Origin of the sequence: Hymenobacter plasmatis, assembly GCF_020711255.1 — a bacterium.
In the GTDB taxonomy this organism is placed as follows: Bacteria; Bacteroidota; Bacteroidia; order Cytophagales; family Hymenobacteraceae; genus Hymenobacter.
Genome location: NZ_JAJFAW010000008.1, coordinates 23,057 through 47,932 on the forward strand (window position 1 = coordinate 23,057; position 24,876 = coordinate 47,932).

Annotated in this window: 24 protein-coding genes; 11 read left to right on the plus strand and 13 right to left on the minus strand. The window is 59.3% G+C overall.

Annotated elements, in window-relative coordinates; translation table 11 throughout:
• Positions 1–84: 84 nt before the first annotated feature.
• The 3 genes from LJ738_RS07595 to LJ738_RS07605 are packed head-to-tail and all read right to left on the minus strand — an operon-like array spanning position 85 to position 2,910.
• Positions 85–1,236, minus strand: coding sequence for an outer membrane beta-barrel protein (locus LJ738_RS07595; RefSeq protein ID WP_227785721.1), 1,152 nt, complete (start codon positions 1,234–1,236; stop codon positions 85–87).
• 20 nt (positions 1,237–1,256) lie between these two features.
• On the minus strand, positions 1,257–2,345 hold the full coding sequence (locus tag LJ738_RS07600) for a hypothetical protein (RefSeq protein ID WP_227785722.1): 1,089 nt from the start codon (positions 2,343–2,345) through the stop codon (positions 1,257–1,259).
• Positions 2,346–2,349: 4 nt separating this feature from the next.
• Positions 2,350–2,910, minus strand: a complete 561-nt coding sequence (locus tag LJ738_RS07605; protein ID WP_227785723.1) for an RNA polymerase sigma factor — start codon at positions 2,908–2,910, stop codon at positions 2,350–2,352.
• Positions 2,911–3,187: 277 nt separating this feature from the next.
• On the opposite strand from LJ738_RS07605, the gene LJ738_RS07610 reads away from it, so the two are divergent.
• Entirely contained in the window at positions 3,188–4,183 is a 996-nt protein-coding gene (locus tag LJ738_RS07610; RefSeq protein WP_227785732.1) for an ABC transporter ATP-binding protein, read from the plus strand.
• Positions 4,184–4,240: 57 nt separating this feature from the next.
• On the opposite strand, the gene LJ738_RS07615 is transcribed toward LJ738_RS07610, so the two are convergent.
• Both LJ738_RS07615 and LJ738_RS07620 read right to left on the minus strand, forming a co-directional pair.
• The gene (locus LJ738_RS07615) at positions 4,241–4,609 is read right to left on the minus strand and encodes a CoA-binding protein (RefSeq protein WP_227785733.1); all 369 of its coding nucleotides are present in this window, start codon (positions 4,607–4,609) and stop codon (positions 4,241–4,243) included.
• Positions 4,610–4,686: 77 nt separating this feature from the next.
• Positions 4,687–5,112 (minus strand): hypothetical protein, encoded by a 426-nt coding sequence (locus tag LJ738_RS07620; protein WP_227785734.1) that lies wholly within the window; start codon positions 5,110–5,112, stop codon positions 4,687–4,689.
• A 154-nt stretch (positions 5,113–5,266) separates the two neighbouring features.
• Between LJ738_RS07620 and LJ738_RS07625 the strand changes: the two genes are divergently transcribed.
• The gene (locus LJ738_RS07625; RefSeq protein ID WP_227785735.1) at positions 5,267–5,947 is read left to right on the plus strand and encodes an RNA polymerase sigma factor; all 681 of its coding nucleotides are present in this window, start codon (positions 5,267–5,269) and stop codon (positions 5,945–5,947) included.
• A gap of 19 nt (positions 5,948–5,966) precedes the next feature.
• Here LJ738_RS07625 and LJ738_RS07630 read toward each other — a convergent pair whose 3' ends face one another.
• A complete protein-coding gene (locus LJ738_RS07630) occupies positions 5,967–7,538 on the minus strand; it encodes an NAD(P)/FAD-dependent oxidoreductase (RefSeq protein ID WP_227785736.1) in 1,572 nt (523 codons plus the stop codon).
• A gap of 164 nt (positions 7,539–7,702) precedes the next feature.
• Between LJ738_RS07630 and LJ738_RS07635 the strand changes: the two genes are divergently transcribed.
• Positions 7,703–9,028 carry an MFS transporter gene (locus LJ738_RS07635; protein ID WP_227785737.1) on the plus strand — a complete coding sequence of 442 codons (1,326 nt, stop codon included), beginning with the start codon at positions 7,703–7,705 and terminating at the stop codon, positions 9,026–9,028.
• A gap of 358 nt (positions 9,029–9,386) precedes the next feature.
• Positions 9,387–9,548, plus strand: a complete 162-nt coding sequence (locus LJ738_RS07640; protein ID WP_227785738.1) for a hypothetical protein — start codon at positions 9,387–9,389, stop codon at positions 9,546–9,548.
• A 59-nt stretch (positions 9,549–9,607) separates the two neighbouring features.
• Here LJ738_RS07640 and LJ738_RS07645 read toward each other — a convergent pair whose 3' ends face one another.
• Positions 9,608–9,889: a hypothetical protein gene (locus LJ738_RS07645; RefSeq protein ID WP_227785739.1), complete on the minus strand. Its 282-nt coding sequence runs from the start codon at positions 9,887–9,889 to the stop codon at positions 9,608–9,610.
• Between the two features lie 178 nt (positions 9,890–10,067).
• Positions 10,068–11,060 (minus strand): tryptophan 2,3-dioxygenase family protein, encoded by a 993-nt coding sequence (locus tag LJ738_RS07650; protein ID WP_227785740.1) that lies wholly within the window; start codon positions 11,058–11,060, stop codon positions 10,068–10,070.
• Positions 11,061–11,338: 278 nt separating this feature from the next.
• On the opposite strand from LJ738_RS07650, the gene sdaAB reads away from it, so the two are divergent.
• The 6 genes from sdaAB (at position 11,339) to LJ738_RS07680 (ending at position 17,571) form a co-directional block, all read left to right on the plus strand.
• The gene (gene sdaAB, locus LJ738_RS07655) at positions 11,339–12,019 is read left to right on the plus strand and encodes an L-serine ammonia-lyase, iron-sulfur-dependent subunit beta (RefSeq protein ID WP_227785747.1); all 681 of its coding nucleotides are present in this window, start codon (positions 11,339–11,341) and stop codon (positions 12,017–12,019) included.
• A gap of 53 nt (positions 12,020–12,072) precedes the next feature.
• Positions 12,073–13,599 carry a TolC family protein gene (locus LJ738_RS07660; protein ID WP_227785749.1) on the plus strand — a complete coding sequence of 509 codons (1,527 nt, stop codon included), beginning with the start codon at positions 12,073–12,075 and terminating at the stop codon, positions 13,597–13,599.
• Between the two features lie 88 nt (positions 13,600–13,687).
• Positions 13,688–15,097, plus strand: a complete 1,410-nt coding sequence (locus LJ738_RS07665; RefSeq protein WP_227785750.1) for an efflux RND transporter periplasmic adaptor subunit — start codon at positions 13,688–13,690, stop codon at positions 15,095–15,097.
• A 71-nt stretch (positions 15,098–15,168) separates the two neighbouring features.
• Positions 15,169–16,158: an NAD(P)H-dependent glycerol-3-phosphate dehydrogenase gene (locus tag LJ738_RS07670; RefSeq protein WP_227785751.1), complete on the plus strand. Its 990-nt coding sequence runs from the start codon at positions 15,169–15,171 to the stop codon at positions 16,156–16,158.
• A 6-nt stretch (positions 16,159–16,164) separates the two neighbouring features.
• The gene (locus tag LJ738_RS07675; RefSeq protein ID WP_227785752.1) at positions 16,165–17,037 is read left to right on the plus strand and encodes a glycosyltransferase family protein; all 873 of its coding nucleotides are present in this window, start codon (positions 16,165–16,167) and stop codon (positions 17,035–17,037) included.
• 105 nt (positions 17,038–17,142) lie between these two features.
• Positions 17,143–17,571 carry an EamA family transporter gene (locus LJ738_RS07680; RefSeq protein ID WP_227785753.1) on the plus strand — a complete coding sequence of 143 codons (429 nt, stop codon included), beginning with the start codon at positions 17,143–17,145 and terminating at the stop codon, positions 17,569–17,571.
• A gap of 55 nt (positions 17,572–17,626) precedes the next feature.
• Here LJ738_RS07680 and LJ738_RS07685 read toward each other — a convergent pair whose 3' ends face one another.
• From LJ738_RS07685 to pdxH, 5 genes are all read right to left on the minus strand, one after another.
• Positions 17,627–19,435 carry a hypothetical protein gene (locus LJ738_RS07685; protein ID WP_227785754.1) on the minus strand — a complete coding sequence of 603 codons (1,809 nt, stop codon included), beginning with the start codon at positions 19,433–19,435 and terminating at the stop codon, positions 17,627–17,629.
• Between the two features lie 75 nt (positions 19,436–19,510).
• Positions 19,511–21,262 carry a hypothetical protein gene (locus LJ738_RS07690; protein WP_227785755.1) on the minus strand — a complete coding sequence of 584 codons (1,752 nt, stop codon included), beginning with the start codon at positions 21,260–21,262 and terminating at the stop codon, positions 19,511–19,513.
• Between the two features lie 15 nt (positions 21,263–21,277).
• A complete protein-coding gene (locus tag LJ738_RS07695; RefSeq protein WP_227785756.1) occupies positions 21,278–21,868 on the minus strand; it encodes a Maf family protein in 591 nt (196 codons plus the stop codon).
• Complete coding sequence (locus LJ738_RS07700) at positions 21,865–23,190, minus strand: DUF1015 domain-containing protein (protein WP_227785757.1); 1,326 nt, start codon at positions 23,188–23,190, stop codon at positions 21,865–21,867. The genes LJ738_RS07695 and LJ738_RS07700 overlap by 4 nt, the downstream gene beginning before the upstream one ends.
• 134 nt (positions 23,191–23,324) lie before the next feature.
• Positions 23,325–23,975, minus strand: a complete 651-nt coding sequence (pdxH, locus tag LJ738_RS07705; protein WP_227785758.1) for a pyridoxamine 5'-phosphate oxidase — start codon at positions 23,973–23,975, stop codon at positions 23,325–23,327.
• A gap of 332 nt (positions 23,976–24,307) precedes the next feature.
• Between pdxH and LJ738_RS07710 the strand changes: the two genes are divergently transcribed.
• Complete coding sequence (locus LJ738_RS07710; protein WP_227785759.1) at positions 24,308–24,865, plus strand: YqgE/AlgH family protein; 558 nt, start codon at positions 24,308–24,310, stop codon at positions 24,863–24,865.
• The last annotated feature ends 11 nt before the right edge of the window (positions 24,866–24,876 follow it).

A 24,876-nucleotide genomic window follows, 5' to 3' on the forward strand; every position in this document is an offset into this window, starting at 1 on the left:
ACCGATTTCATTAAGCCTCCTAATTAAAAGCAAAAGCCCCAGTTCGCGTTGAGCTGGGGCTTTTACTTTTGAATTAGATTGGGCTTAGTTGCCAAACAGGCGGATGCCAAAGCTCAACACCTGGGTGTCGGGGCCGGCGTTGGTTTTGAACAGCTGGTTCATGTTGTACTTGGCGAAGAACTCCATGCTGCCGTAGCCAATGGTGCCTTGCAGGCCATACAGGAAGTTTTCCATGTTGTAGCTGCCGTCTTCCTTGTCTTTGTACACGGTGCCTTCGTTGGTATACTTCAGCTTGGTCCAGGACTTGATGCGGTATCCAATGAAGCCGCCCGCGCCGATGGTGAACGTCTCCTTGTAATGCGAGTCGCGTAGCTGAAGGCGCAGCATCAGGGGCAGGTTGATTGAGGACGTCGCCAGCTTGGTTTTCTGGAGCTGGCGGCTGTCGGCTTCGTGCACCACGTCGGTGCGGCCGTTGGCGCTCACCCACTTGTTGTTGCCGCTGAGCATGAAGTTGTTGAAGGCGAACTGGGGACCCACCGTGATGCTCACGGGGCTGTGCTTGCCGCCGAGGCGCGTGTCCCAGTCCCAGCCGAGGTTTACGTAGCGGGAGCCTTCGGTGCGCAGGTCCACGGCTTCGGGCTGGCCGGTGGGGCTGAGGTACTGCTTCTGGTTGACGAAGGCGTTCAGGCCCAGGTCAAAGATGAGGTTGCTCGAGGTGTGCTTGCGCTCAATATTCCGCAGGCGGGTGGAGTCGCGGTGGGCCTGGCGCTGCTCTTTCGATTTTCCCTCCGATGTATTGTAGGACTTCGAGCCGTCCTGGTCAGTAGTCACGACTACGCCAAAGGCCTTGTTGAGCATCACGTCGACCCGGTTGTTGCTGGGCGTTTTTTTGCGGGTGGTGATGCGGATTTGCTCGGGCAGGTTTTTGCCGGGCTGGTCTTTGTCGGGGTAAAACTGCATGGTGACCTGGTCGGTGCTGGCATTTTTAGCGGCCAGCTCGGCTTGGGCAATGTAGCCGGCCAGGCGCGACGTCAGGGAGTCGAGGTGGTAGTTTTTCATCTGGCGCAGCTGGGCGCCGTCGCGCACCACCAGCGTGAGGGTGGCCTGATTGGGCAGGCGCACCACAATGGTGTCCTTCATCAGGACATTAGGGCCTAAACTGGTGGCGCGGGCCACATTCAGCCCGCCTAGCAGCATGAGCAGCAGCAGAGAAAAGGAGAGAAAAGAGCGTTGCATGGTTTCTGGAAAAAGAGAGGTTAGAGTTGAATGGATTTGGTGAGGCTGTGGCCGGCCACGGTGGCGCGCACGGTCACATTCTCGGGGAGGCCGGTGACTTCGGCCAGGCTGACCCGCTCGCCCCGCACCAGGTTGCCGGCCTGTTGCAGCAGCCGGCCGCCCAGGCGCCGCCGCTCCGACGGAGCTTCGGTAGCCATGGCCACGGCGGTGAGCTTGCTGGGAGTTACCGCGGGCTCGCCGCCATTGCGCACTTCTACCGTGATGAGCTCAGGCGCCGTGGCAACGGCATGATTAGGAATTGAGCTAGCCGGGACGATTTCCGCAGCGGGGGCAGGCTTGGGGTTCAGGGCCAGCACCCGTTCCTGCTCATTAGTGGGCCGCTGCTCGTCAGCAGCGGTGGGCCGGGGCGGGGTAGGATGGGAGGCGGCGCGAGCCGTGGCACGGGCCACGAGGGGAAGCCGAGCGGTGGCCGCGTCCGGCTGCCGGCTGGTTTCCATCAGGTGGCGAGGCGACTGCCCGGGGGCTGACATCCTGGCCTTTGGTGCGGTAGATGCAAGAGCTTCGGGGCGGGTTGCTTGGCTTGTTATATTTTTTTCTGCTGGCGTTAGCAGTGTGGATTCGGGGGTGTGGTTTGGCTCGGCAGCTGCTACCACTTCTTGCTCAGTAGCAGGAACGCCGGGAGTTGCTTTAGTGGCATCGGTGTTATTGGGCTGGTTTAGGGCCGGCTGGTCGGAGCTTGCCTGCTGTTGGGAAGCCACCGAACCCGTTTGGGCGGGGCGCAGGGGGAAGCCCAGCCAGAGGCCGGCGCCGCCGGCTACCAGCAGCAGCGCCAGGGCCGCGGCTACGGCCATGGGCCACCAGGCGGCGGCCCGGCGCTTTTTGGGGCGCAGGTGTTCGTCTTCAAGGCGCTCCCAGAGTTCGCGGCCGGGCGGGGTGCGGTGCGTGTTAAGCCCTTTTTGAAACAGGAGGTCCAGCCGCTCGGCATTGGCGTCGGCAGCGGGTTCGGGGGGCGTTTGGGCTTGGAGCCGGGCCCAGAGTGCATCGCCGGGCGGCGTGGTATGGCCGTCCAGTCGGTCGCGGAATAAGTCGTCGATATCTTCAGGAGGCATAATACTAATTGCTAGCGATGGCAGAAAACTGAATGCGGCGCTGCAGCATGGCGCGGGCCTTGCTCAGCTGCGATTTGCTGGTGCCTTCGGAGATGCCCAGCAGCTCGGCAATTTCCTGGTGGCCATAGCCTTCCAGAGCGTAGAGGTTGAATACGGTGCGGTAGCCGGCGGGCAACGTGGTGAGCAGACTCATCAGGTCTTCGGCTTGCAGCTGGGTGTCAGCGGTGGCCGCGGTGGTGGCCAGGTTTTCGGGCTGCTGAAAATCTTCAAACGAAACCGTCATCATCTCGCGCTGGCGAAGCTGCATCAGCGCTTCGTTGACCATGATACGGCGCACCCAACCCTCAAAGCTGCCCTCGAACCGGTAGTTGGGCAGGGCCCGAAACATCTTGGCAAAGCCCAGGAGCAAAGCTTCTTCGGCGTCTTCGCGGCGCTTGAGGTAGCGGCGGCACACGGTGAGCATGAGCCCGGCCAATTGGTCGTAGAGCTGGCGTTGGGCCCGGTGCTCGCCCCGCACACAGGCAGCGATGAGGTCGGCTTCGGTCGTCACGGTAAGAGTGGGCAAAAGGCAGAAGAGCTGGTGAATCGACGCGGTAGATGCGAAAGTAGGAATAATGGTTGCCTGCCCACTTTGCTTTTTTTACGGAAAGCGCTAAAAGGCTCTTTGAAAAGCGGTTTTGTTGGAAATTGAGCTAATCTAGTAAGCCTTTAAGCGAACAAACCAGCGCCTCCATGCTCCATGGTAACCGCTGGGCTTGCGTAGCTTGCGCCACTTCACACCGCCTGCCCGAAATCCCCAACTACTTGCTGCCCTTTCCGCCCCATCCTTCAATTTGGCCCGCATGGCTTTGCTAGCAGTATCCGGCATTGGCCTGGAAGAACACGGCCACCGCGTACTGGAGCAGATTAGCTTCACGCAACAGCCACACCAGAAAATCGCGCTGGCGGGTGAATCCGGCACCGGCAAAAGCACCTTGCTGCAAATAATAGCCGGCCTTATTCAGCCCAATTCCGGCGAAGTGCGCGTGAATGGCAGCCGGGTGCGCGGCCCGGCCGAGACGCTGGTGCCCGGCCACCCCGGCGTGGCGTACCTCGCGCAGAACTCTGCGCTGCCGCACTCGCTGCGGGTGGAGCAAGTGCTGCGCTACGCCAATAAGCGCCCCGCCGCAGAAGCCCAAGCCTTGTATGAGTTGTGCCGCATCGACCACTTAGCACAACGCCGCACCGACCAGCTCTCCGGCGGCGAGCAGCAACGGGTGGCGCTGGCGCGGCTGCTGCTCGGCTCGCCCCAACTGCTGCTGCTCGATGAGCCGTTTTCCAACCTGGACCGCATGCACAAGCGTGTGCTGCAGGGAATCATCGATGAATTGGGTTCTCGCCTGGGCATCACCTGCCTACTGGTTTCGCACGACGCGGCCGATACGCTGTCGTGGGCCGATGAAATCCTGGTGATGCACCGCGGCCGCATCATTCAGCAAGGCTTGCCTCAGGAAATCTACCAGCAGCCGGTAAACGAGTACACGGCCGCGCTGTTCGGCGGCTACAACCTGCTGCGCGGCGCTGACCGCCAGGCCCTGGCCCCCACACCCAAGCGTAAAGCCTTGACAACCCAGCTCATGGTGCGCCCGGAACAGCTGCGGCTTGGGCCAGCCACCGGAGGTGGGCTGAATGGTACCGTGGCCGCTGTTCGGTTTTTCGGGGGGTATTACGAGGTCCAAGTTGCCCTCTCAGAGACCACCATCAATGTCCGAACCGATACAGCCGCGTTTTCTCCTGGAGATATGGCTCAGGTTTCAGTAATGCCCGGTGCTGGCTGGAACATGGCGTTGCCTAATTAAATAAAAAGGCCCCGGCAATTGTTGCCAGGGCCTTTTTATTATTAATATCGTGACGTGTTAATACTGCCCAATGGAAAGCAGAACCAGCGTACAGGCTTCTTCGGTCTGGATGCCACGGTCCCGGGCCAGGCGCTGCAGCTCCGGGTTCTCCGTGCCGGGGTTGAATAGAATTCGTTTGGGCTGGAGGTCCAGAATGTAGTCGTACCAGGCGGGCTGATTCTGCGGGCCCACGTAGAGCGTCACGGTGTCGATGTCACCATCGGTGGGCCGGTCGGTGTGGATGTCGAGCCCGGCAACCTGGCCTTTGCGAATGCCCACGGGCACTACGTCGTGGCCGTGGTTTTTGAGCATGTGCACGGCGCGAAAGGAGTAGCGCGCGGGATTATCGGAAGCTCCGAGGACGAGGGTTTTCTTATTGGATTCCATGAGCGGGCGAAGCGTTGGGATAAGTGAAATGTAGACGGGCTTATCTGTACGCAACAACCGCCTTAGGGGCCGGGGAGTTACGAATGGCTCTCGGGAGCGGAGCTCAGGCGGGCCAGCGACCACGCGCCCACAGCCATGGCCACGTCGCGCACGGCCACATCATAATAATGACCGCCTATTATCAAGGTGGCGGCAATGCACAGCAGCCAGGCCATCACGACCCACGCCCCAATCCGCGGCCGGGCAAACACCAGAATGCCGGCGATAACTTCAATGACGCCCACAATCATCATAAACGTGTGGGCCGGAACGGGCAACATCTTTACGATGCCCGGGGCGAGGTAGGCTTCCCACTTCGTGAGTAGGTTCGTGAACTTATCAAGCCCCGCTACGATGGGCACGACGCCGTACGTCAAGGTCAGGGCCCGGGCAACGGAGTACGCGGCGCTGGAAGTCGGCTGGGTGCGTTGCTGGCTATAGGGGAAATTTGCAGAAGGTTGCATGGCGCTAGGGGTTAAATGGTTTGTTGCCATTAGATGCACGGCCCGGGGCTGGGGTTACAGGAGCGGTGGGCCAATGGAAGTTGTAACCTTTTGGAAGAATTTGCATCCAACCATTGTCGCCGCGCGATGCCGCGCGTAGCTCAATTTTCGCCCCATGATTCCGCCCCTGGCCGTTATGCCTTTCGTTCCGCTTACCGATTCTGAGGTCATCCACCGGGTGCTGGCGGGTGAAAAGAAGCTCTTTGAGCTGCTCATGCGCCGCTACAACCAGCGCCTGTACCGCACCGGCATTGCCATGCTTGGCCACCCCGCGGCCGCTGAAGAAGCCATGCAGAATGCCTGGGTAAAGGCCTACGAGCAACTGGCTAAGTTTGAAGAGCGCGCCAGTTTCCCGACCTGGCTCACGCGCATCATGCTCAACGAATGCCTCATGGACCGCCGCCGCCAGCAGCGCCTCGTGGACCTGGACGACGACACAGCCGAAGACGCGCCCGACCAACGCACCGCGGCCACCACGCCCTTACAGAATCTTCTGAACGAAGAGCTGCGCGAAGCCCTGGAAGCCGCCGTAGAGTCACTGCCCGAAATGTATCGGAGCGTTTTTGTGCTGCGCGAAGTGGAAGGAATGAGCGTGCACGAAACCGCCGACGCCCTTCATCTCACCGAAGCCAACGTAAAAGTGCGGCTGCTGCGGGCCCGCGAACGGCTCCGAAACCAGCTGGCTCAATTCGCCCCCCAGCAAGCCTTCGCCTATCTCGGACCCCGCTGCGACAATATGGTTCACCACGTACTAGCCCGCCTGGGTGCCCAACCGTGGGCACCCGACCTAAACTAGCTCAAGCAAGCTGCCTGCGCTACCGGCCCACCAGCGCGGCCACCGCTTCGGCGCACCGCTCGCCATCCATGGCGGCCGATACGATGCCGCCGGCATAGCCCGCGCCCTCGCCGCATGGAAACAGCCCCGCCACCACGGGGTGCTGCAAGGTGTCCTTATCGCGCGGAATGCGCACCGGCGCTGAGGTCCGGCTTTCTACACCCACAATCTGGGCGGCGTTGGTGGCATACCCAGGAATTTTGCGCCCGAAGTCCCGGAAGCCCTGGCGCAGGCGCTCGGCTAGTACAGGCCCCAGCACATCGTCCATGCGCACCGACACCAGGCCGGGCTGGTAAGAAGTTTCGAGCAGTGTATTCGACGGCTTATCCTTCAGAAAATCGCCGAGAAGCTGGGCTGGTGCGTGTTGGGTGCCACCCGCGATGCGGCAGGCCCGCTGCTCAATTTCCTGCTGGAATTGCAGGCCGGCCATGGGGCCATACTGCTTCACGTCCAAGTCGGACAGCTCCACGGCGGCCACAATGCCAGAGTTGGCAAAGCGGGAGTCGCGGCGGCTGGGCGACATGCCGTTTACTACCACTTCACCCGGGGCCGTAGCAGCCGGCACGATAAACCCACCGGGACACATGCAAAATGAAAACACGCCCCGCTGCTCGCCGCGCACTTCGGTTTGGTGCACCAGCGAGTAGGAAGCCGCGGGTAGCAGGCCCCGCTCGGCCCGGCGGTACTGGGCCTGGTCGATGAGCGCCTGCGGATGCTCCACCCGCACGCCCAGGGCAAAGGGCTTGGCTTCGATGAGCACTCCCCGGCGGTACAACAGGTCGTAGATGTCGCGGGCGGAGTGGCCGGTGGCCAGAATGGTGGCATCAGCTTCCAGCACTTCGCCGGTGGCCGTGACCACGCCGCGCAGGCGGTCCTTTTCCAGAATGAGGTCGGTTACGCGGGTATCGAAACGAACTTCCCCGCCGGCTTCAATAATGGCTTCGCGCAAGTCCTGCACTACCGCCGGCAATTTGTTGGTGCCGATGTGGGGGTGGGCATCCACGAGAATGTCGGGGGTGGCGCCGTGCTGCACCAGGCGGCGCAACACCCGGCCTACGTCGCCGCGCTTGGTGGCCCGGGTGTAAAGCTTGCCATCGGAATAAGTGCCAGCACCACCTTCACCAAAACAGTAATTAGAATCGGGGTTAACAACCTGGTCTCTGTTGATAGCCGCGAGGTCGCGACGCCGCGCGCGAACGTCGAGGCCGCGCTCCAGCACGATGGGTTTTATACCTAGCTCAATGCAGCGCAAGGCCGCAAACAATCCAGCTGGGCCTGCTCCAACTATGATAGTAGTACGAGTGGATGTTTTAACATTTGGATAAACAAACCAAGGCCCAAATAAGTCGGCAGGTGGTGCAGATTGGTACACGTCGGCCCGGAGCCGCACCATGGCCTGGCGTCCGCGGGCATCTATTGAGCGCCGCTTTAAATGCACAAAATCGGCCTCGCCGGGTTGAAGCCCTGCCTGCTGCAAGATGGCTTCATAGCGCGCCAGCTCATCAAAAGCTACTTCGGGGGCAAGGAGGACCTCTAATTCTTGTTTTAACATTTGTGTAATAAGAAAGGTGGCTATCCTTTAGGAATTCGGCTCAACTTGGGCTGTGAACACACAAAGTTAAGCTGCGGCGCTGCGGGGGATTTGGAAAGCTGAGACGCGCAACCCACCACATGAAGGGACTGCGCCGACGCGAATCCGTTCTGTTTATTTGCCGCATGACAGCTTCAGCTCCCGTTACTTCCCGCACCATCTCGCGCCTGCGCTCCATCGTTAGTGGCTCTATTGGCAACCTGGTGGAATGGTATGACTGGTATGCCTACTCAGCCTTCGCGCTGTATTTCGCGCCGGTGTTTTTCCCGAAGGGCAGCCCCACGGCTCAACTGCTCAACACCGCGGCCATTTTTGCAGTGGGCTTTCTGATGCGGCCGCTTGGGGCGTGGCTGCTCGGCGCCTATGCCGACCGGCACGGACGAAGGGCGGCCTTGTTGTTATCGGTCCGGCTGATGGCTGGCGGCTCTCTGCTCATTGCGGCCACACCTGGCTATGCACGCATTGGGGTGGCGGCCCCGGCGCTATTGCTGCTCGCCCGGCTGGTGCAGGGCATCAGCGTGGGCGGCGAGTACGGCACCTCGGCTACCTACCTCAGCGAGATGGCCGGCGCCAAGCACCGCGGGTTTTGGTCCAGCTTTCAGTACCTGACCCTGATGGGCGGGCAGCTGCTGGCCCTGGTGGTGCAGCTGGGCTTGCAGCGGCTGCTCACGCCCGCCGAGCTCGGCGATTGGGGCTGGCGCGTGCCTTTCGTGATTGGGGCGGTGGCTGCTATGGGCGCGCTGTACCTGCGGACGCACATGGGCGAAACGGCGGCTTTCGAGCAGCACCAGCTGGGCGTGGTGGCCGCCGATGCGGAAGGAGAGGGCCGGGCTCCATCACGGGGCCAGATGCACTTGCTCCGGCAGCATCCGCGGGCAGTGCTCACGGTGGTGGGCCTCACCATGGGCGGCACGCTGGCTTTTTATACGTTCACCACCTATGCCCAGAAATTCCTGGTCAACACCGCGGGGTTCAGCAAGGAGCAGGCCACCCTCATTTCTTTCGGGGTAATGGCCGTCGCGTTATTATTCCAGCCCTTGATGGGCGCCATATCGGATAAGGTGGGCAGGCGGCCCGTCCTTATGATGTTTGGGATTGGAGCCACGCTGGGTACGGTGCCGCTGCTGCGCCTGCTGGCCCACACCCACAATGCCTGGGCCGCCGCCGGCCTGCTCATTGCGGCACTGTTTGTGGTGAGCGGCTACACTTCCATCAGCGCCGTGGTGAAGGCGGAGCTTTTTCCGACGTCCATCCGGGCCTTGGGGGTGGGGCTGCCGTTTGCGCTCACGGTCGCCATTTTTGGTGGTACGGCCGAATACGTGGCTCTGCTGGCCAAGAATCGGGGGGTAGAAGAGTGGTTCTACTGGTACGTGACGGGCTGCGCGTTTCTGTCGCTGCTGGTGTACTGGCGCATGGGCGACACGCGGGATGCCGGGATGATGGAAGACTAATTGCCGACGGATTGCCGTGTGAAGTCAGCCCCACTGCCACTCTAGGCATAGTGGGGCTGGCTTTCTACTGCCACCCGAAAAATGTAAGCACACTTAAGTGCCTGCCCGATGCCCGGTAGCCCAAAGAAACCTAAGCTCCTCCATTGCTTTTGGGGTGGCTGCACAGTATCTTGGGGAGAGCCAAAGGGTCTTTTGTCAATGGGTTATCCCGCTTATTGGGGCGCTAGGACATCGGCGTAATTCCTCGCCGTTAGATTAAGGCCCCGGATTGGCTCAACTCAGGCTTTTTACCTACACTCTTTTCGCCTTTGCCATGAAATTGCTTGATAGTTCGCGGCCCTTATCCTGGGGATGGGTTATGTTTCTCATGACCGTAATGGTGGTTGCAGGAATGGTAGCCTGGTGGAGCTGGACCCAAACCGGCCAGGGTGGCCTCTTGTATATTCCGGCGGGTTTTGTCATCATGATAGTGGCCTATCTGATTTTTAGAAGGAGCGGCCATACCCCCACGCACTCCTAACAAGAACCTGAAAAGCACAGCCTCAGGCGTTGGGCTTCCCTGCTAGCTTTGGGCGGGAGCTAAGCCTGGGGCTGGTCGGGCTGCTGGGTTGGGTTTGAAGCAAAGCCTTTGGTCAGCTGCCCCAATTCCACGTGCGATTTGGCGGTGCTGGTATACACTTCGGTAAGGGTCGCCAACAGCGCTTGCGCTACTTCTGGGCCATTGCGGGCAATGGTGCCCCCGATGACACTGTAGTAAAACGTCGCAAGGGTGTCGCTGTCCCACATGCTGGAGGCGTTGTGGTGCAGGTTGCGCAGGTGCTCGAGCGCATCGTCAATGCTTTTTTGGTCGGTATGGGTCATAAGTAGGATTGTTTGGACGGAAGGCGGCCAGCGGTCGCCCGCTGAGTGTGTACGGCTGGCTGGTGGCAGGTAGCTATAGAGCCGCCGTATTTCCACTGGCTACTACGCTAAAAAAGCCGCCGCACCTGGGTGTAGCGGCTTTTCTGAAGATTGTCAAAGCTGAATGGCGAAAGTTGGGCTAAGCCCGAACGCCTTCTTCTAATACTTTCTCCACCCAGCTTTTGCCCCAGTCGGCCAGTTCTTGCTCGGTCCAGAGCTGGGGGTAGAAAATGCGGCGCTGGAACTTGGGCGGCAGGTAGCTGCGCCAGTTTGTGCCGCCGGTGGCGGGCACGTCGGTGGGGTTGCGCTGCAGGTAGCGCACCGCCGATTTGAAGTGCATAAGCGGCCAGTTCACGTTTACGCTCACGTCGAGCTGGCGCATGGCGCGCAGCAGGCGGGGGTGGTGCCGGTCTTCTTCGGGCAGGCGCTGCACCACGGCCCACACGTTGCGGTCGTGGAAGGCGGCGGCGTGGCGCACGAGGTCGGCCGTGTACTTGCGCTCGAATTCTATTAAGGTGAGGGCTTTGGCCCCGCTGGCTTCAATGGTGGCGCCGGCTTTCCAGTAAATGCAGCCCAGCAGCTGGTCGTAGTCGTGGGCTGAGGCCTCGCCCAGGGCCTGGCGCTTGGCCTTATCGGTGAGGTTTTCGAGGCTGGTGCTGGCAATTTCTATCATGCGGTACTGCACCGACTGAAACCCGGAAGCGGGCATCAGCGCCATGCGGAAATCGAGAAACTGCTGCTTGTCCATGCCGTCAACCATCACATCAAATGAGTCGATGAGGTTGTCGAAGTAGCGGTTGATGCGCCCAAGACGCAAGACCACTTCGCCCAGCGTGGGCTGCGCCAGGTCGCCGATTTGCTCGTATTCGCAGAGGCAGAGCTTGAAGTACAGCTCCGAAATCTGGTGGTACATGATAAAAATCCGCTCGTCGGGCAGGTTGGTCAGCGGGCGCTGCAGCGAGAGGAGCGTGTCGAGCTCGATGTAGTCCCAGTAGTTGATGTACTTGGCGTGGTACAGGCCTTCGAGGTAGGCGGCCAGGTCTTGGCCGTCGGGGGCGTATTTCTCCTGCAGCCGGCGCAGCTGGGCGAGCACAGCCGGAGAAAACTCCTCCTGGGTGGGATGAGGGGACATGGAAAAAGAGGGGTGAGGTGGGAGGGAAATGCCTGGGTGGGGCAAGGGCAAATATCGGCAAATAACCCAGGTTAGGCAGGGCGCATCCCGGCCCTTTTCCAAACAAAACGCAACTAGCCCGGTTGCGGCGCATCTTTGTCCTCAAATAACCGGGTGCCGGTATTTTTAGCCGGTGGGAAGTGTGCTTTTGCTTCGCCCAATGCTAAAACTGCCGCAAGACCCGGTAAAGCGCAAATCCGCTACTTTTAGCCTCACAACCGTTAGGCAGGTGCAAGTACATGGCTGAAAAATCCAGCATTTTTGATATGATTGGGCCCGTGATGATTGGGCCCAGCTCGTCGCACACGGCCGGGGTGGTGCGGATAGCGCGCGCCGCCATTCGCATTCTGGGCGCCGTGCCCACCGAGGCCGTCATCACGTTCTACAACTCGTTTGCGCGGACCTACGAGGGCCACGGCTCCGACCGGGCCATCGTGGCCGGGCTGTTGGGCTACGCGCCCGATGACATTCGGATTCGCACGGCGTTCGACCACGCCCAGGAGGCCGGCCTGAACTATAAGTTTCAGAGCGTGGGCAACGCCTCCACCATGCACCCCAATACTATCAAGCTGAACCTGCTGGATGGCCGCACCGGCCACCGCGTGGAAGTGGTGGGCCAAAGCCGGGGCGGCGGCGTCATCCGCATAGTGGAAGTCGATGGGTTTCCTTCCGACTTTTCGGGCGCGCTGCACACGCTCATCATCGATGCCAACGACGTGCCCGGCTCCATTGCCTTTATCGCGTCGGTCATTGCCCACGACCAGTGCAACATCGCCACCATGTTTGTGAGCCGCAAGGGCCGCAACGATGCTGCGCGGCAGTTTATCGAGATGGACAGCCCCATCAAAGAAATAACGCTGGCCTATCTGCGTCAACTCAGCTGGGTGCAGCGCATCACCTACATTCCCACTTTGGATTAGGGCTGCCTTACTTTGCAGCAAACTGTTTTTTTCTACGCGGTTTTACCCCCTTTATGAACACAACCGGGTTTCCTTTCGCTGCCTCTTTCGTGCTGGGCTGCCTGTTGGCAGTACCGGGCCGGGCCCAAACCCCGGCTTCACCGCCCGCCTCGGCGCTGGCGGGCCAGCCCACGCCCGCCGGCCCCTGGACCCTGCAAGCGGCCGTCGACTACGCCCTGGCCCACAACCTAAGCGTGCGGCAAAGTGAGCTAACGGCCCAGCAGCAGGAGGCCACCCAGCGCCTGCAACGCGCCGCGCTGCTGCCCACGGCCGGCCTCAATGGCAGCCAGACGTTCAGCTTCGGTACCAACAAAGACCCGTTCACCAACCAGTTTCAGGCGGTGAACGTACGCGGCAACAACTTCACGGCCAGTGCGCAGGTAACCCTGTTTTCGGGCTTTCAGCTGCGAAACACGGTGAAGCAAGGCGTGCTCGACGCCGAAGCCGCGCGGGTGGACATCGTGAAGGCTCGAAACGATTTGTCGCTGAACGTGGCTTCGTCGTTTTTGCAGCTGCTGCTGGCGCAGGAATTGATTCGGGCCTCCGAAGCGCGCCTGAGCACGGTGCGCGAGCAGGTGTCGCGCAGCGAAAAGCTGCTGCGGGCCGGTGCCGTAGCCGAAGGCAATGTGCTCGACAGCCGCGCCCAGCTTGCCGGCGAAGAGCGCACCCTCGTAACGGCCCAAAACCAGCGCGACCTGGCCCAACTGGCCTTGGTGCAGCAGCTCAACTTAGACCCCGCCGGCGCCGCCCGCTTCCAGGTGGTGGCCCCCGTGCTGCCCGACCCCACGGCCTTTGCTGCCGCAACGGGCCAGGACATGGACCCCAACGCCACCTTTGAGCTGGCTCGCCAGAACCTGCCCGAAATCAAGGCCGCTGACTTGCGCGTGCAAAGCGCCCGGCGCGGCATCGACATTGCCCGCGGCGCCTACTATCCCCGCCTAACCATGGCGGGTGGCGTGCAAACCGGTTATTCGTCGGTGCGCACCCAGCAGCTGCGGGTTACTGGCGAACCCATTGCTGTGCCGGTCCTTCAGGTGAACCCCACCGCCCCGGGGGGCTATTCGCCCTCGCCGTACGTCTTGCTAAGCCCCCAGACGACCTTTCAGCAGCTTCCCTACAACTTCTTCGACCAGCTGGCCGATAACCGGGGTGAGTTTTTGCAGTTCAGTCTTAACATACCCATCGTTAATGGCTTGCAAAGCCGCGTAGGAGTGCAGCGCGCCCAGGTGAACGTGCAGCAAGTAGAGCTGCGGGCCGAGCAAACCCGGCTGCAGGTGCGTCAGTCCATTCAGCAGGCTTATGCCGATGCCCTGGCGGCTCAGCGCCGCTTTGCTGCCAGCTCCCGGCAGGTGGAGGCCCTCTCGCTGGCCTTCCGCAACGCGGAAATCCGCTTCAACAACGGCTTGCTGAACGGTACCGATTTCAACATTGCCCGCAACAACCTCACGGCCGCCGAATCGGACATGATTCAGGCCAAGTACGAGTTTTTCTTCCGCCGCAAGGTGCTGGACTTCTACCAGGGCAAGCCACTGTCCCTGTAAGTGGGGCCTGAGCGAATGGGTGACCACGCTTACCCGCTACCTCAACATTCCCTCATTCCCCGTTTTGCTAATTCACCCCTTCATTTAAATGAAAAACAACCGTTTACTCTATATCCTGGCCGCCGTCGTACTGGTGGCACTTGTGGGCTACACCGTGGCAAAAAAACGAGGCTGGATTGGCAAGCCAGCCGGGGTGGAGGTGCTGGTGGCCAAAGCCGGCCCGACCAACATCGTGGAGAAAGTAAGTGCCTCGGGGAAGGTGCAGCCCGAAACGGAAGTGAAAATCTCCCCCGACGTATCGGGCGAAATTATTGAGCTGTATGTGCAGGAAGGGGATTCGGTGCGCAAAGGCCAGCTGCTGCTGCGCATCCGGCCCGATAACTACCAAGCCCAAGTGGCCATGCAAAGCGCCCAGGTGGGCACCCAGCGCGCCAACGTGGGCCAAGCCCAGGCCCGCCTGCAGCAGCTGATGGCCAGCGCCAAGCAAACTGAGCTCACCTACCGCCGCAATGCCTCGCTGTATAAGCAGAAGGTGATTTCGCAGGCCGACTACGAAGCCAGCCAGGCCGCGTACAACGCCTCGCAGGAAGAAATTAACAGCGCCCGCCAGCAGATTCGCGCTTCGCAAAGCACCGTGAGCGCGGCGTCGGCCTCGCTGGAGGAAGCCCGCAAAAACCTCAACAAAACCACCATCTATGCGCCCGTGAGCGGCACCGTAAGCAAGCTCAACGTGAAAAAGGGCGAGCGGGTAGTGGGCACCACCCAAATGGCGGGCACCGAAATCATGCGCATTGCCAACCTCAACAACATGGAGGTGCGCGTGAACGTGAACGAGAACGACGTGAACAACGTGAGCATCGGCGACTCGGTGGACGTGGACGTGGACGCCTACAGCAACCGGAATGAGAAATTCAAGGGCCTTGTCACCAACATTGCCAATACGGCCAAAGACGCCCTCACCGCCGAGGCCGTGACCGAGTTTGAAGTGCGCATCCGCCTGCTTCCCGAGAGCTACAAGCACTTGCTGCGCACCGTGGGCAAGAAAACCATCGTGCCTTTCCGGCCCGGTATGACGGCCTCGGTCGATATCATCACCGACCGAAAGTCCGGGGTGCTGAGCGTGCCGCTGGCTTCTGTTACTACCCGCTCCGACTCTGCTTCGGCGAAGGGCGACGATAAGGGTGGCCCGGGTGTGAGCTCGAACCGCGGCCGGGGCACTGCTACCGCCGAAACGCCGGGAGCCGCCCCCAAAGCTGAAATTCAGGAGGTGGTGTTCGTCGTGAAAGACGGCAAGGCCGTACTTACCCCCGTGAAGACCGGCATCAGCGATTTTCAGAATATTGAGATTCTCAGCGGGGTGCCCGCCGGGGCGCAGGTCGTGAGCGGGCCTTTCCGGGCCGTGGCCAAAACCTTGAAAGATGGAGCGGTGGTGGACATCAAGGACGCCAAAAGCCTTAATAAAGAAGCGCTGAAGGAAGACCCGGACGCGAATAAGTAATTTGAACTAGAGCACAAACTCCCTTGCTGCAGCCAGCAGGGGAGTTTGTTGCTTTTTAAGCCTTTGTTCTCTTGGAAAAAATTGCCATGCTTGGCGGCGGCTCCTGGGCCACCGCCCTTACCAAAATCCTGAGTGAAAACGGGGCCCGGGTAGACTGGTGGCTGCGCTCGAAAGACGACGTGCAGCACCTGCTGCGCACCCGCCACAACCCGCGCTACCTCTCGGCCGTGCAGTTCGACCTGAACCGCGTGTACCCGACCACCGATTTAGAGGAAGCCATCGAAGAAGCCGATTGGGTGGTGCTGGCCGTGCCCGCCGCCTTTGTGCAGTCGGTGCTGGACAAGCTGGACCGCGATGCCCTGAAGCACAAGCGCGTGATTTCGGCCATTAAAGGCATGATTCCGGCCAAAAACCAGCTGGTGACCGACTACGTGGCTGAGCGGTTTCGGCTCAACCGCAACCAGCTGGGCGTGATTGCCGGCCCGTGCCACGCCGAAGAAGTGGCGCTGGAAAAGCAGAGCTACCTCACCATCGGCTCGCCCGATGCGGACCTGGCCCTGGAGTTTTGCGAGCTGCTGCGCAACCGCTACGTGCGCGCCCATCCGGCCACCGACCTCGACGGCATTGAGTACTGTGCGGTGATGAAAAACATCATCGCCCTCACCGGGGGCATTGCCCACGGCGTGGGCTACGGCGACAACTTCTTAGCCGTGCTGGTGAGCAACGCGGTGCAGGAAATCCGGCGCTTTTTGCAGGCCATCAATCCGCAGCCGCGCGACCTGTCGGCCTCAGCCTACCTCGGCGACTTGCTCGTGACGGCCTACTCGCAGTTCTCGCGTAACCGCACGTTTGGCGGCATGGTGGGGCGCGGCTATTCCGTAAAATCAGCTCAACTGGAAATGAACATGGTAGCCGAGGGCTACTACGCCGTGAAAAGCATTTACGAGCTCAACAAGAAACTGAAGGTGCACATGCCCATTACCTCGGCGGCGTACCGGGTGCTTTATGAAAAGGTAGCCCCGCCCGTGGAGATGGAGATTTTGAAGGAGCAGCTGCGTTAAGTGTTCATGAAAGTCGTTGGCTTCACCTTCGTTCGCAATGCTGTCACCTACGACTACCCGGTGGTAGAAAGCATCAATTCGCTGCTGCCGCTGTGCGATGAAGTAGTGGTGGCCGTGGGTAACTCCGACGATGATACGTTGGGCTTAATTCAGGGCATTAACTCCTCCAAAATCCGCATCATCCAAACTGTGTGGGACGACACCCTGCGCGAAGGCGGGCGGGTGCTGGCCGTGGAAACAGATAAAGCGTTGGCCGCTGTGCCGGCTGATGCCGATTGGGCCATTTACCTGCAGGCCGACGAAGTGTTGCACGAAGACGACTACCCCGCTATAAGAACCGGCATGGCCCGGTGGGCGGCCGACCCGCAGGTGGACGGCCTGCTGCTGAACTACCGCCATTTCTACGGTTCCTATGATTACGTGGGCGACTCGCGCCGCTGGTACCGCCGCGAAATCCGAATCGTGCGGCCCAACCGGGGCGTGTATTCTTACCGCGATGCCCAAGGCTTCCGGAAGGGCAAAAATGAGAAGCTGCAAGTGAAGCTGCTCGATGCTACCGTGCACCATTACGGCTGGGTGAAGCCGCCGGCCGCCATGCAGCGCAAGCAGGAAACCTTCAACCGGCTGTGGCATTCCGACGAATGGGTGGCCGCCAACGTGGTGCCCGCCGCCGAGTTTGATTACAGCCAGATAGATTCTCTGAAGCCGTTTGAGGGCCGCCATCCGGCCGCCATGCTAGGGCGCATTCACCGGCAAAACTGGCAGTTCGCCCACGATATGTCCCGTAACCGTTACCGTTTCAAGGACCAGCTCAAGCAGGTTATTGAAAAACTTACCGGCTACCGCCTGGGCGAATACCGCAACTACAAGCTGCTATAGAACCGTCAGATTTAGCTAGCCAGTTCACGCTTTAGCTCAACTTCACCTAGGGGCTTAGCCTAATCTATTCAGCAAGCAATACCCGCCTGATAACGCACCGGTAATATGAATTGGCTGCCCCTTGCCTTGCTCACGGCCTTGTGCCTGGCGCTCTACAACTTCTTTATCAAGCTGGCCTCAAATCATTTGCCGGCGGCTATGGGAGCTGTGGTGTTGCAGTTGGTAGCCGCTGCGCTCGGTGCCGCGTGGCTCCTGAAACTAAAGCTGCAGGGCCAGCCGCTGCCCGTGAGCAGCAAAGGCCTTGCCCTTGCGGCACTGGCCGGGGTTGGCGTTGGGCTGGCCGAGATTTTGACTTTTGTGGTGTTTCAGCGCGGGGTCAATTCCTCGGTGGGTACGCCGTTGATTGTGGGCGGCTCAGTGCTGCTTACCGCGCTGCTTGGGCTGGTGGTGTTGCGAGAGGTCCTCACGCCGACCCAAGCCGGGGGCATGCTGTTGATTGTGGTTGGCATCGCGCTGTTGGCGCGGGGGCACTAGGTTTCGTCCCGTTTTGGCGCAAATTTTATCGGGAACGGGGCGCCTCGGGGCGGTTTTACTCGCGGCTGGGGTCGTTTGGCACCGGCTGACCAAAGGCAGGTAGGACGTAGATTTCATCTACTCCGTCTTTAAAAGCGGGCTTTGCAGGTATTGGCGGGCGGTATGGCCCCTTGTAATCGGGTGAAACAATGATGTATCGGTAGCGTGCCCCCAGTTGCGGGCTCGTGTCGAACTGCCAGTGGCGCTGTGGCGTGCGGTAGTGTGCGAAAAACAAGAAGTGCAGCGAAGTTTCATTTACGCCGACCAGCACGCGCCCCGCGGGGCGACCTTTCAACCAATCGAAAGCATTGCTTATTGACTCAATGTACTGCCGGTTGCCTTGCACGAGTTTGTGCATGGTGAAGGCTTGGTATGCGACAAATAGCATAATTGCACTACTGGCCAACGTTCTCCAGAGACGGCCGGGATGAACTTGCAACCAAGCATCGAGCACCAGACCTGCTAGCGCAAAAAGGTAGAACGCTTTGTACAGCAAAACCCGCTCGGGTGGTAACACCCGCTGGATGCTAATCAAAATATATGGCAGCAGGATAAACCAAATGGCTGGCAGACAAAGGTTTCGCACAGCGCGTTGCAGCTCAGGAGAGAGCCTGCCATTTCTTTTGGGATTGAGCAACAAAAGCGTAGCGAATACCACTACAATAAATAAGAATGCTCCGATAGTTCGCTGCCCTGCTAATGTTCCCTCAGTAAACCAGCTGAAGCTGGCTAGCTCACGCAAGAAGAAGTCCCATGGGAGAGAGGCTACATAACCGTTAGCCAGGAGTAGGCGCCAGCCGGAAATCAACAGCAACGGAAAATACAGCAACGAAGCCCCCACCAAAATCCCGCTTCCCACCCAGCCAGTGTGCCAAATGCTTCGCCAATCGCGCTCGAGTAAGAAGACTAAGCCCAGATAACTGGCTGCAGACACAACGACATAGACAAAGGCAGGCACTGTAAAGCAACCGAGAACGCCAGTCAGGAGTAGCACGGCCCATGCTGCTCGTGGAAAGGGAAGCCGCCGAGCCAGCGCCAACATTGCAAAGAAGTGTATTCCGGCCAGGGTCATAAGCAACCAGTACCCGCGCCCGGCCACGGCGTTGTACATGCTTAGCTGCATCCACGAGAACAAGGTGAGCGCAATTAGAGCCGTTCGGAACGTAGCAATTCGAACTAGTCCCGCAAACAGGACCATGGTACCAGCCGTGCTTATTAGCAGCACCGGGAGCCGAAGGGTAAACCACACGTTTGGGCTCACCTGAAAGAATAGCCAATTCAGAGTGTTGGGCAGAACGTGGTTGTTCGGAATGGGATAGAAACTCGTGACGGCCAAAAGCCCTCTGCTGATGAAGAAGTCGTACGAGGCCACTTCTTCGGAGTGGTACGACTTAACGATGCCAAAATAAATGCGCGACACTGTGAGCAAGGCCAGGCAGAGGCCCGCTACCCATTGCTCCCGGGTACTCAGCCTTGCCACGCCTTGCCCGATGTAGTGCGAGGCTACACGCATCTCAGCTACCCCGGCGGCCAGCTCGCGGCGGCCGGCGCCAACTACCAACCTTACGCCCACGGTGAGCACCAAAATGGCCGCCAAGGCTAAGCTCCCCCCTTGGGCTAGGGAAAACTCATCGGCAGACACCCGAACGGGTAGGTATTGATAAGAGCCGTTGTGAAAGGTAATGCGGCTCAGCGCCACTGCTTCCGAAAATGTTGCTTGATTAAGCACTAGGGCCGCAAAAGCCGCGCAAATAGCCGCAATAATCAGCAGCATCAGGATGATGGAAAGCCGGGGCACGCGAAGGCAAGTAGTGGTGTCGGGCATGAATATTCAGCTTGACTTTAGATATTGGCCTACCATTTTAGGGCCGGTTAGTATATTGGCTATTTATGATTGTGTTCAGAGGGTTGCTTTCAACTGATATATAATTGCCATCTCATCCTGATAAATAGCCTGGTAGTTGAGCCCGGCGGCCCAGGCAGGGGGTAAAGGCTGGTCGTTGCGGCAAACCAAGTATGCATAGTGCACTCCGGACACATGCTTGGTGTATAGTGCCATGGTTTGATTATCCAGCATTGCATAGTGCCTGAACATAACGGCATGGTAGGGTGCTTGCACGAAAACACGGCGGGCGGGTTGGCTCCGCAGCCAATGGTATGCTTTTGCCACAATGGCATCCTGTTTTTGGCTTTGAAGCAGGGTGGGCACCTGTGTGCCCAACTCCACAATCCGAAACGCTATGAAGGCTGTTAGGAACGCCATCGGTAGCCGATGTGTCCAAGTTGTGCCGCCTTGGCTCAAGGCTTGGTCAGCCCATAAGGCGGCCAGCAAGAATACGAAATAGGTGGTGTACATTATCACGCGCCCTGGCATGAACACGTGCTGGACCAGCATAATGACTGCCGGGGTTAGAATTAGTATCCAGCTTGCCCAAGCCATCCACTGACCACAGCCTTTCAGTTGAGTTCGGCGGAGCAAGACTGGTGTAAAAATAATTAGCGCCGTGCAGATAAGAAGGGTGGGCTGCACGGGTCCCACCAGACTAGCCGCTTCATAAGCATAGGCCTTGCTGCCCGTCAAAAATGTGACCAGAGAATGGGATGCCAAGTAGCGGTTGGCTAGGAGCCGGGACCAGCCAGAAATAATCCCAACTGGCGTATAGCAGAATATCGTGGTTACAGCGATGATGACACCAGCCAACACCAACTGGCCCAAAAAACGATGCCGGAAATGGGGCTCGAGCTGCATTCCAGCAATTAACAGCACTAGTGCCAGTGATGCCAACGGCGCTGCATAAGTAGGAATGGTGTAGAGCCCGATAATGCTACTGCCAATGAGCATTGCCCACGCGAGGCGCCTGAAAGGATGCCTCGTAACTATTCCAACAACAGCGAAGAAGGAAAGCTGAATGCACACCATCTGCAAAAAGTATCCACGGCCGGAGTCAGCATAAATGATAGTGAGGCGCACTAAGCTAAACAAGGCGGTGACCAGAGTGGCAATCCGAAAATTGCTGAAATGCATCAGCAGCACGTAACTGAGTGCTGTGCCCACCGTTGCCACTAGCAGGGAAGGCAACCGCATGATAACCCTGACATTTTCAGGCATCAGCTCCGACACAACCCAACAAATAAAATTATAGAGTACGTGGTTATTAGGAATCGGGTAGAAGCTAGTCACCGATACTGTCCCTTCCCGTACGAAGTAGTCATAGGAAGCCGTTTCGTCCGGGCTCAAGGGGTCGATAATGAACCACACCAGCCGCGTCAGCAGAATAGCGAGCAACAAGGTGCCAGCTACCGCGCGCTCTGAAGCAGACAGACGTTGCACCCGTCGCTTGAGGGCGGACAACGACTTATTAAACTCCCGGCCCAGGTACTTAAGCTCTAAGCGGTAAGCATTGTCCTTAAGCAGGAAAACGTTGGCTGAAAAGCTACCTATCAGTAAAACCCAAATAAAGGTTTGAAACACTGCAAATCGTCCTGGAGTCAATGGGAGGCTCAGGAAAAGAAGCCCATCGGGGACGTCTTCGAAATAAGGAATTCGTCCTAGGCGCTCAACCTCACTGTATGAGGCCAGGCCATAAATGCTGACGAGGTACAAGCTGGCGGCCAGGATGCAAAACGTAGCAACGAGCGAGAGAAAGCGCATGGATTAAGCCGAAAATTAAGCGCTAACCCCACGTGCGGGCAATGCCCCCAGCTTTTCCAGTTCTTCCCAAACGCGGTGCGTGGGTAGGCCCATTACCGTGAAGTACGACCCCTCGAGCCGGGCAATACCGACCATGCCCAGCCAATCCTGGGCACCGTAGGCCCCGGCTTTGTCGAAGGGTTTGGCGGTGGCTATGTAGTGGCTGATTTCGGCCGGGCTCAGCGGGCGGAAGTGCACGGTGGTCTGGTCCGAAAATACTACTTCGCGGCCGTCGCCGCAGCGCAGGCACACGCCGGTGAATACATCGTGGGCCCGGCCCTGTAGGCGGGTGAGCATGGCGGTAGCTTCCGCTACGTCGGCTGGTTTGTTGAGCACATCGTGGCCCAGGCACACGATGGTATCGGCGGTTAGCACCACTTCATCGGCCGCGAGGCCCTCAGTGTAGGCAGCTGCTTTGCGGGCGGCCAGGTATTCGGCTACCTCCGCCCGCCGCAAGTGGGCGGGGAAATCTTCATCGACTTCGAGAAGGCGGATTTCATAATCCAGCCCCATGTCGGTGAGCAACTGGCGCCGGCGCGGAGAATTGGAGGCTAATACTAGTTTCACAAGGAATCGTTTTGAAAATGGCTGACGAAGTGGTTGTCCGCCTCTTCGTCGGCAATGCTGCTGAACAGAAAGCCGCCGATGGTTTTGGGGTAGAAGAACGTGGACTTGGGCGGCATCACGGCGCCGGAGTGGCACACGGCTTCTACCTCCGCCATGCTCACCTCGTTCACGATGAAGGCGGCGCGGGCCTCGCCGCTGTCTACGCGCTGCAGGCATTCGGCAAAGTTGCGTACGTAGGCCACGCCCGGCCACGTGCGCTGCACATCTGGCCCAACCAGCCCAAGGGCTTTTTCCAGCACGAAATAGTGAAGCACCGTCAAGTCCAGGGCTTTTACTTCGTCGGTCGTGTCCCAATCCAGCAGGGCGTGGGCTTCGGGCAGCAGGCGGATTTTGTAAGCTTGCCCGCCCAGGTACAGCCCAAAGGCCCACGGTTTGCCGGCTATGATTTCGGGCAGGTCGTTGGCGTCGTCCTTGGGGGTGACGGTGAAGTAGGGCTGCAGCCGTTCCAATAGCTCCGCGTCGTTCAGGTTGCCGGGCAGTTCAAGGAGCAGTCGGTGGGTGGGCAGGATGCGTAGGTCGTCGGCTGCCGCATTGGTGAGGTACATGAGGTGGTAGTTCCAGGGCTCGTGTCCGGTGGCGTTGGGGCTGGTGGCCTGGCGGGTATGGCGGTAGGTAAGCGAGCCCTCGTAGCGATGGTGGCCATCGGCGAGAATCACCTGCCGGGCGCTGAGCACTTCCTGAAACCGCCGGATTTTGGCCGCGTCCTGAATCACGGCCAGCACGTCGCGGGCACCCTGGTAGTCTTCCTCCGTTTCATATAGCGGCGAGAGCATCGCCTCGTCCAGGTACGTTTCCAGCTCAAAGTTCTCGTCGCGGTACAGGCCGTGCGTGGCGCTGGTCTGGAACTGGGTCCGGGCCAGGAGCGCGGCCCGGTCGTTCACCGACGCCGGCAGGGTGTTCTCGTGGCGCAATACCACTTTCTCGTCCCATTCATAGGCCTTGATGTGGCACATGAAGCCCTTCCGGCAGTACTCGCGGGTGCTGCCCGGAAGCCGGAAGTATTGGTAATAGGCGTAAATGCCAGGCAACTCATCCTGTAGGAGCACGCCGCTGGCCTGCCACTCGCGCAGCCGGACCAGGGCCGCAGCGGCCGGGTCTTCGGCACGGGGCACCGAGAGGTGAATGGAGTTGAGCGGATTGCGATAAAGCGCTTCGCGCTGCTTCGCCGATACCACATCGAACAGTGGGGATACGTACGCGTCGATGTTGGCGCTGAGGGTGGGATTGTAGCGCCAGCCGCGCAAAGGTTGAATTTCAGCCACGTTCAGTTATCAATTAACAATTATCATTTAACACATCAACAATCAAAAGAAATTCTATAACGGGCTGGCCTTTAATATAAAGTGCCGAAAGCGCTGTTGATTGATAACTGTTAATTGTTAAATGAAAAATGACTTCAGGGAGCCAGGCGGGTGCGGCGCCAGCTGTTGCCTTCGAGCTCGTACACTATCCGGTCGTGCAGGCGGCTGGGGCGGCCCTGCCAGAATTCGAGGCGCTGGGGCCGCAATATGTAGCCGCCCCAGTGCGGCGGGCGCGGCAGCGGGTCTTGGTCCACAAACTCATTGGCCATGGCCACTTCACGGGCTTCCAACTCCTCCCGGCTGCCGATAACCTGGCTTTGTGGCGAGGCCCAGGCGCCAAGCTGGCTGCTGCGCGGCCGGCTCTGGAAATATTCAGTTGACATGGTTTCCGGAGCTTTTTCTACCCGGCCTTCTACCCGTACCTGCCGCTCCAGCCCCGGCCAAAAGAAGTTGATGGCGGCCAGCGGCTGCGCGGCCAGTTCCTGGCCTTTGCGCGATTCGTAATTCGTATAGAATAAGAAGCCCGCGTCATCGGGAAGCCCCTTGAGCAGCACCACGCGGGAGGAAGGCTGCCCATTGGCGGCCACGGTGCTCAGGGTGAGAGCGGTGGGCTCTTCCAGTTGGGCCGAAAGCGCCTCCTCGAGCCACACCCGAAACTGCTGGACGGCATCGGGTAGCACGTCCGTTTCGGAAAGGGTGCGCTGGGAGTAGGTTTTGCGCAGTTCGGCGAGGTGAGGGTCGTTCATTGCTTGTTTGGGCGCGAATTAATAAAAAAAATGTTTATTTGATTAGAAATAATTGTATCGAAATGAGTAGATTACACCTCTTAATAATCTATCGCTGGCTTAGCCCAGGTACTATGGCAAGCGCAAAGTCGATGTAGCTCAACCTCATCAAATAATCAATATTCCATAAACCGGTGGCTCGCTCCCGAGTTATCGTTATCAAAAAGGCGTTTGGCGCGCAAGGTACTAACATCTGTAAGGCCATGCTCTAAACGGCCAGTTCCCAGCCCTTGCCGTCACATCCACCGTATATTTTGTGATGATTGTTCGCCGATAACTGTTAATTTAACACCATGCGACCCGGTACATTGCTTATCTCGCAGCCGTTTCTCGGCGACCCTAACTTCGAACGTAGCGTGGTGCTGGTATGCCGCGACGAGCCCACTGACGGCACGTTTGGCCTGGTGCTCAACCGACTTACTACGCTCACTCTTGGCGACGTGCTCGAATTGCCAGCAAACTTGGTTACTGCCGCCGCTCACCTGCCCATTTATGTGGGCGGGCCCGTCGAGCCCGATACCCTGCACTACCTGCACCGGCGGGCCGACCTGCCCGGCGCCACCGATTTGGGGCAGGATGTTTTTTGGGGCGGCGATTTTGAGCTGCTGCTGGGCCTCATCGGTAGTGGCGCGGTAGGCCCTGACCAGGTGCGCCTCTTTGCTGGGTATTCGGGGTGGTCGGTGGGCCAATTGGCCACTGAAATGCAGGGGCAGAGTTGGATACGGCACCCCGCAAGCGCCGGGAAAGTGTTTACTTTGGCATCTGATGCCTTTTGGCGGGATATTTTGCGGGAGAAAGGCGGGCGATTCAAGGTGCTGTCGAACTATCCCGTAGACCCTCGTTTAAATTAATGCGGCTGCAG

Excerpts from the sequence above, each read along its gene's own strand:
- LJ738_RS07635 (WP_227785737.1), top strand. The coding sequence starts at position 7,703 with ATGACAGCTTCAGCTCCCGTTACTTCCCGCACCATCTCGCGCCTGCGC.
- LJ738_RS07675 (WP_227785752.1), top strand. The coding sequence starts at position 16,165 with ATGAAAGTCGTTGGCTTCACCTTCGTTCGCAATGCTGTCACCTACGAC.
- LJ738_RS07710 (WP_227785759.1), top strand. The coding sequence starts at position 24,308 with ATGCGACCCGGTACATTGCTTATCTCGCAGCCGTTTCTCGGCGACCCT.
- LJ738_RS07595 (WP_227785721.1), bottom strand. The coding sequence starts at position 1,236 with ATGCAACGCTCTTTTCTCTCCTTTTCTCTGCTGCTGCTCATGCTGCTA.
- LJ738_RS07645 (WP_227785739.1), bottom strand. The coding sequence starts at position 9,889 with ATGACCCATACCGACCAAAAAAGCATTGACGATGCGCTCGAGCACCTG.
- LJ738_RS07690 (WP_227785755.1), bottom strand. The coding sequence starts at position 21,262 with ATGCGCTTTCTCTCGCTCGTTGCTACGTTTTGCATCCTGGCCGCCAGC.
- LJ738_RS07650 (WP_227785740.1), bottom strand. The coding sequence starts at position 11,060 with ATGTCCCCTCATCCCACCCAGGAGGAGTTTTCTCCGGCTGTGCTCGCC.
- LJ738_RS07660 (WP_227785749.1), top strand. The coding sequence starts at position 12,073 with ATGAACACAACCGGGTTTCCTTTCGCTGCCTCTTTCGTGCTGGGCTGC.
- sdaAB (WP_227785747.1), top strand. The coding sequence starts at position 11,339 with ATGGCTGAAAAATCCAGCATTTTTGATATGATTGGGCCCGTGATGATT.
- LJ738_RS07680 (WP_227785753.1), top strand. The coding sequence starts at position 17,143 with ATGAATTGGCTGCCCCTTGCCTTGCTCACGGCCTTGTGCCTGGCGCTC.
- LJ738_RS07685 (WP_227785754.1), bottom strand. The coding sequence starts at position 19,435 with ATGCCCGACACCACTACTTGCCTTCGCGTGCCCCGGCTTTCCATCATC.
- LJ738_RS07640 (WP_227785738.1), top strand. The coding sequence starts at position 9,387 with ATGTTTCTCATGACCGTAATGGTGGTTGCAGGAATGGTAGCCTGGTGG.
- LJ738_RS07615 (WP_227785733.1), bottom strand. The coding sequence starts at position 4,609 with ATGGAATCCAATAAGAAAACCCTCGTCCTCGGAGCTTCCGATAATCCC.
- LJ738_RS07600 (WP_227785722.1), bottom strand. The coding sequence starts at position 2,345 with ATGCCTCCTGAAGATATCGACGACTTATTCCGCGACCGACTGGACGGC.
- LJ738_RS07620 (WP_227785734.1), bottom strand. The coding sequence starts at position 5,112 with ATGCAACCTTCTGCAAATTTCCCCTATAGCCAGCAACGCACCCAGCCG.
- LJ738_RS07665 (WP_227785750.1), top strand. The coding sequence starts at position 13,688 with ATGAAAAACAACCGTTTACTCTATATCCTGGCCGCCGTCGTACTGGTG.
- pdxH (WP_227785758.1), bottom strand. The coding sequence starts at position 23,975 with ATGAACGACCCTCACCTCGCCGAACTGCGCAAAACCTACTCCCAGCGC.
- LJ738_RS07625 (WP_227785735.1), top strand. The coding sequence starts at position 5,267 with ATGATTCCGCCCCTGGCCGTTATGCCTTTCGTTCCGCTTACCGATTCT.
- LJ738_RS07630 (WP_227785736.1), bottom strand. The coding sequence starts at position 7,538 with ATGTTAAAACAAGAATTAGAGGTCCTCCTTGCCCCCGAAGTAGCTTTT.
- LJ738_RS07610 (WP_227785732.1), top strand. The coding sequence starts at position 3,188 with ATGGCTTTGCTAGCAGTATCCGGCATTGGCCTGGAAGAACACGGCCAC.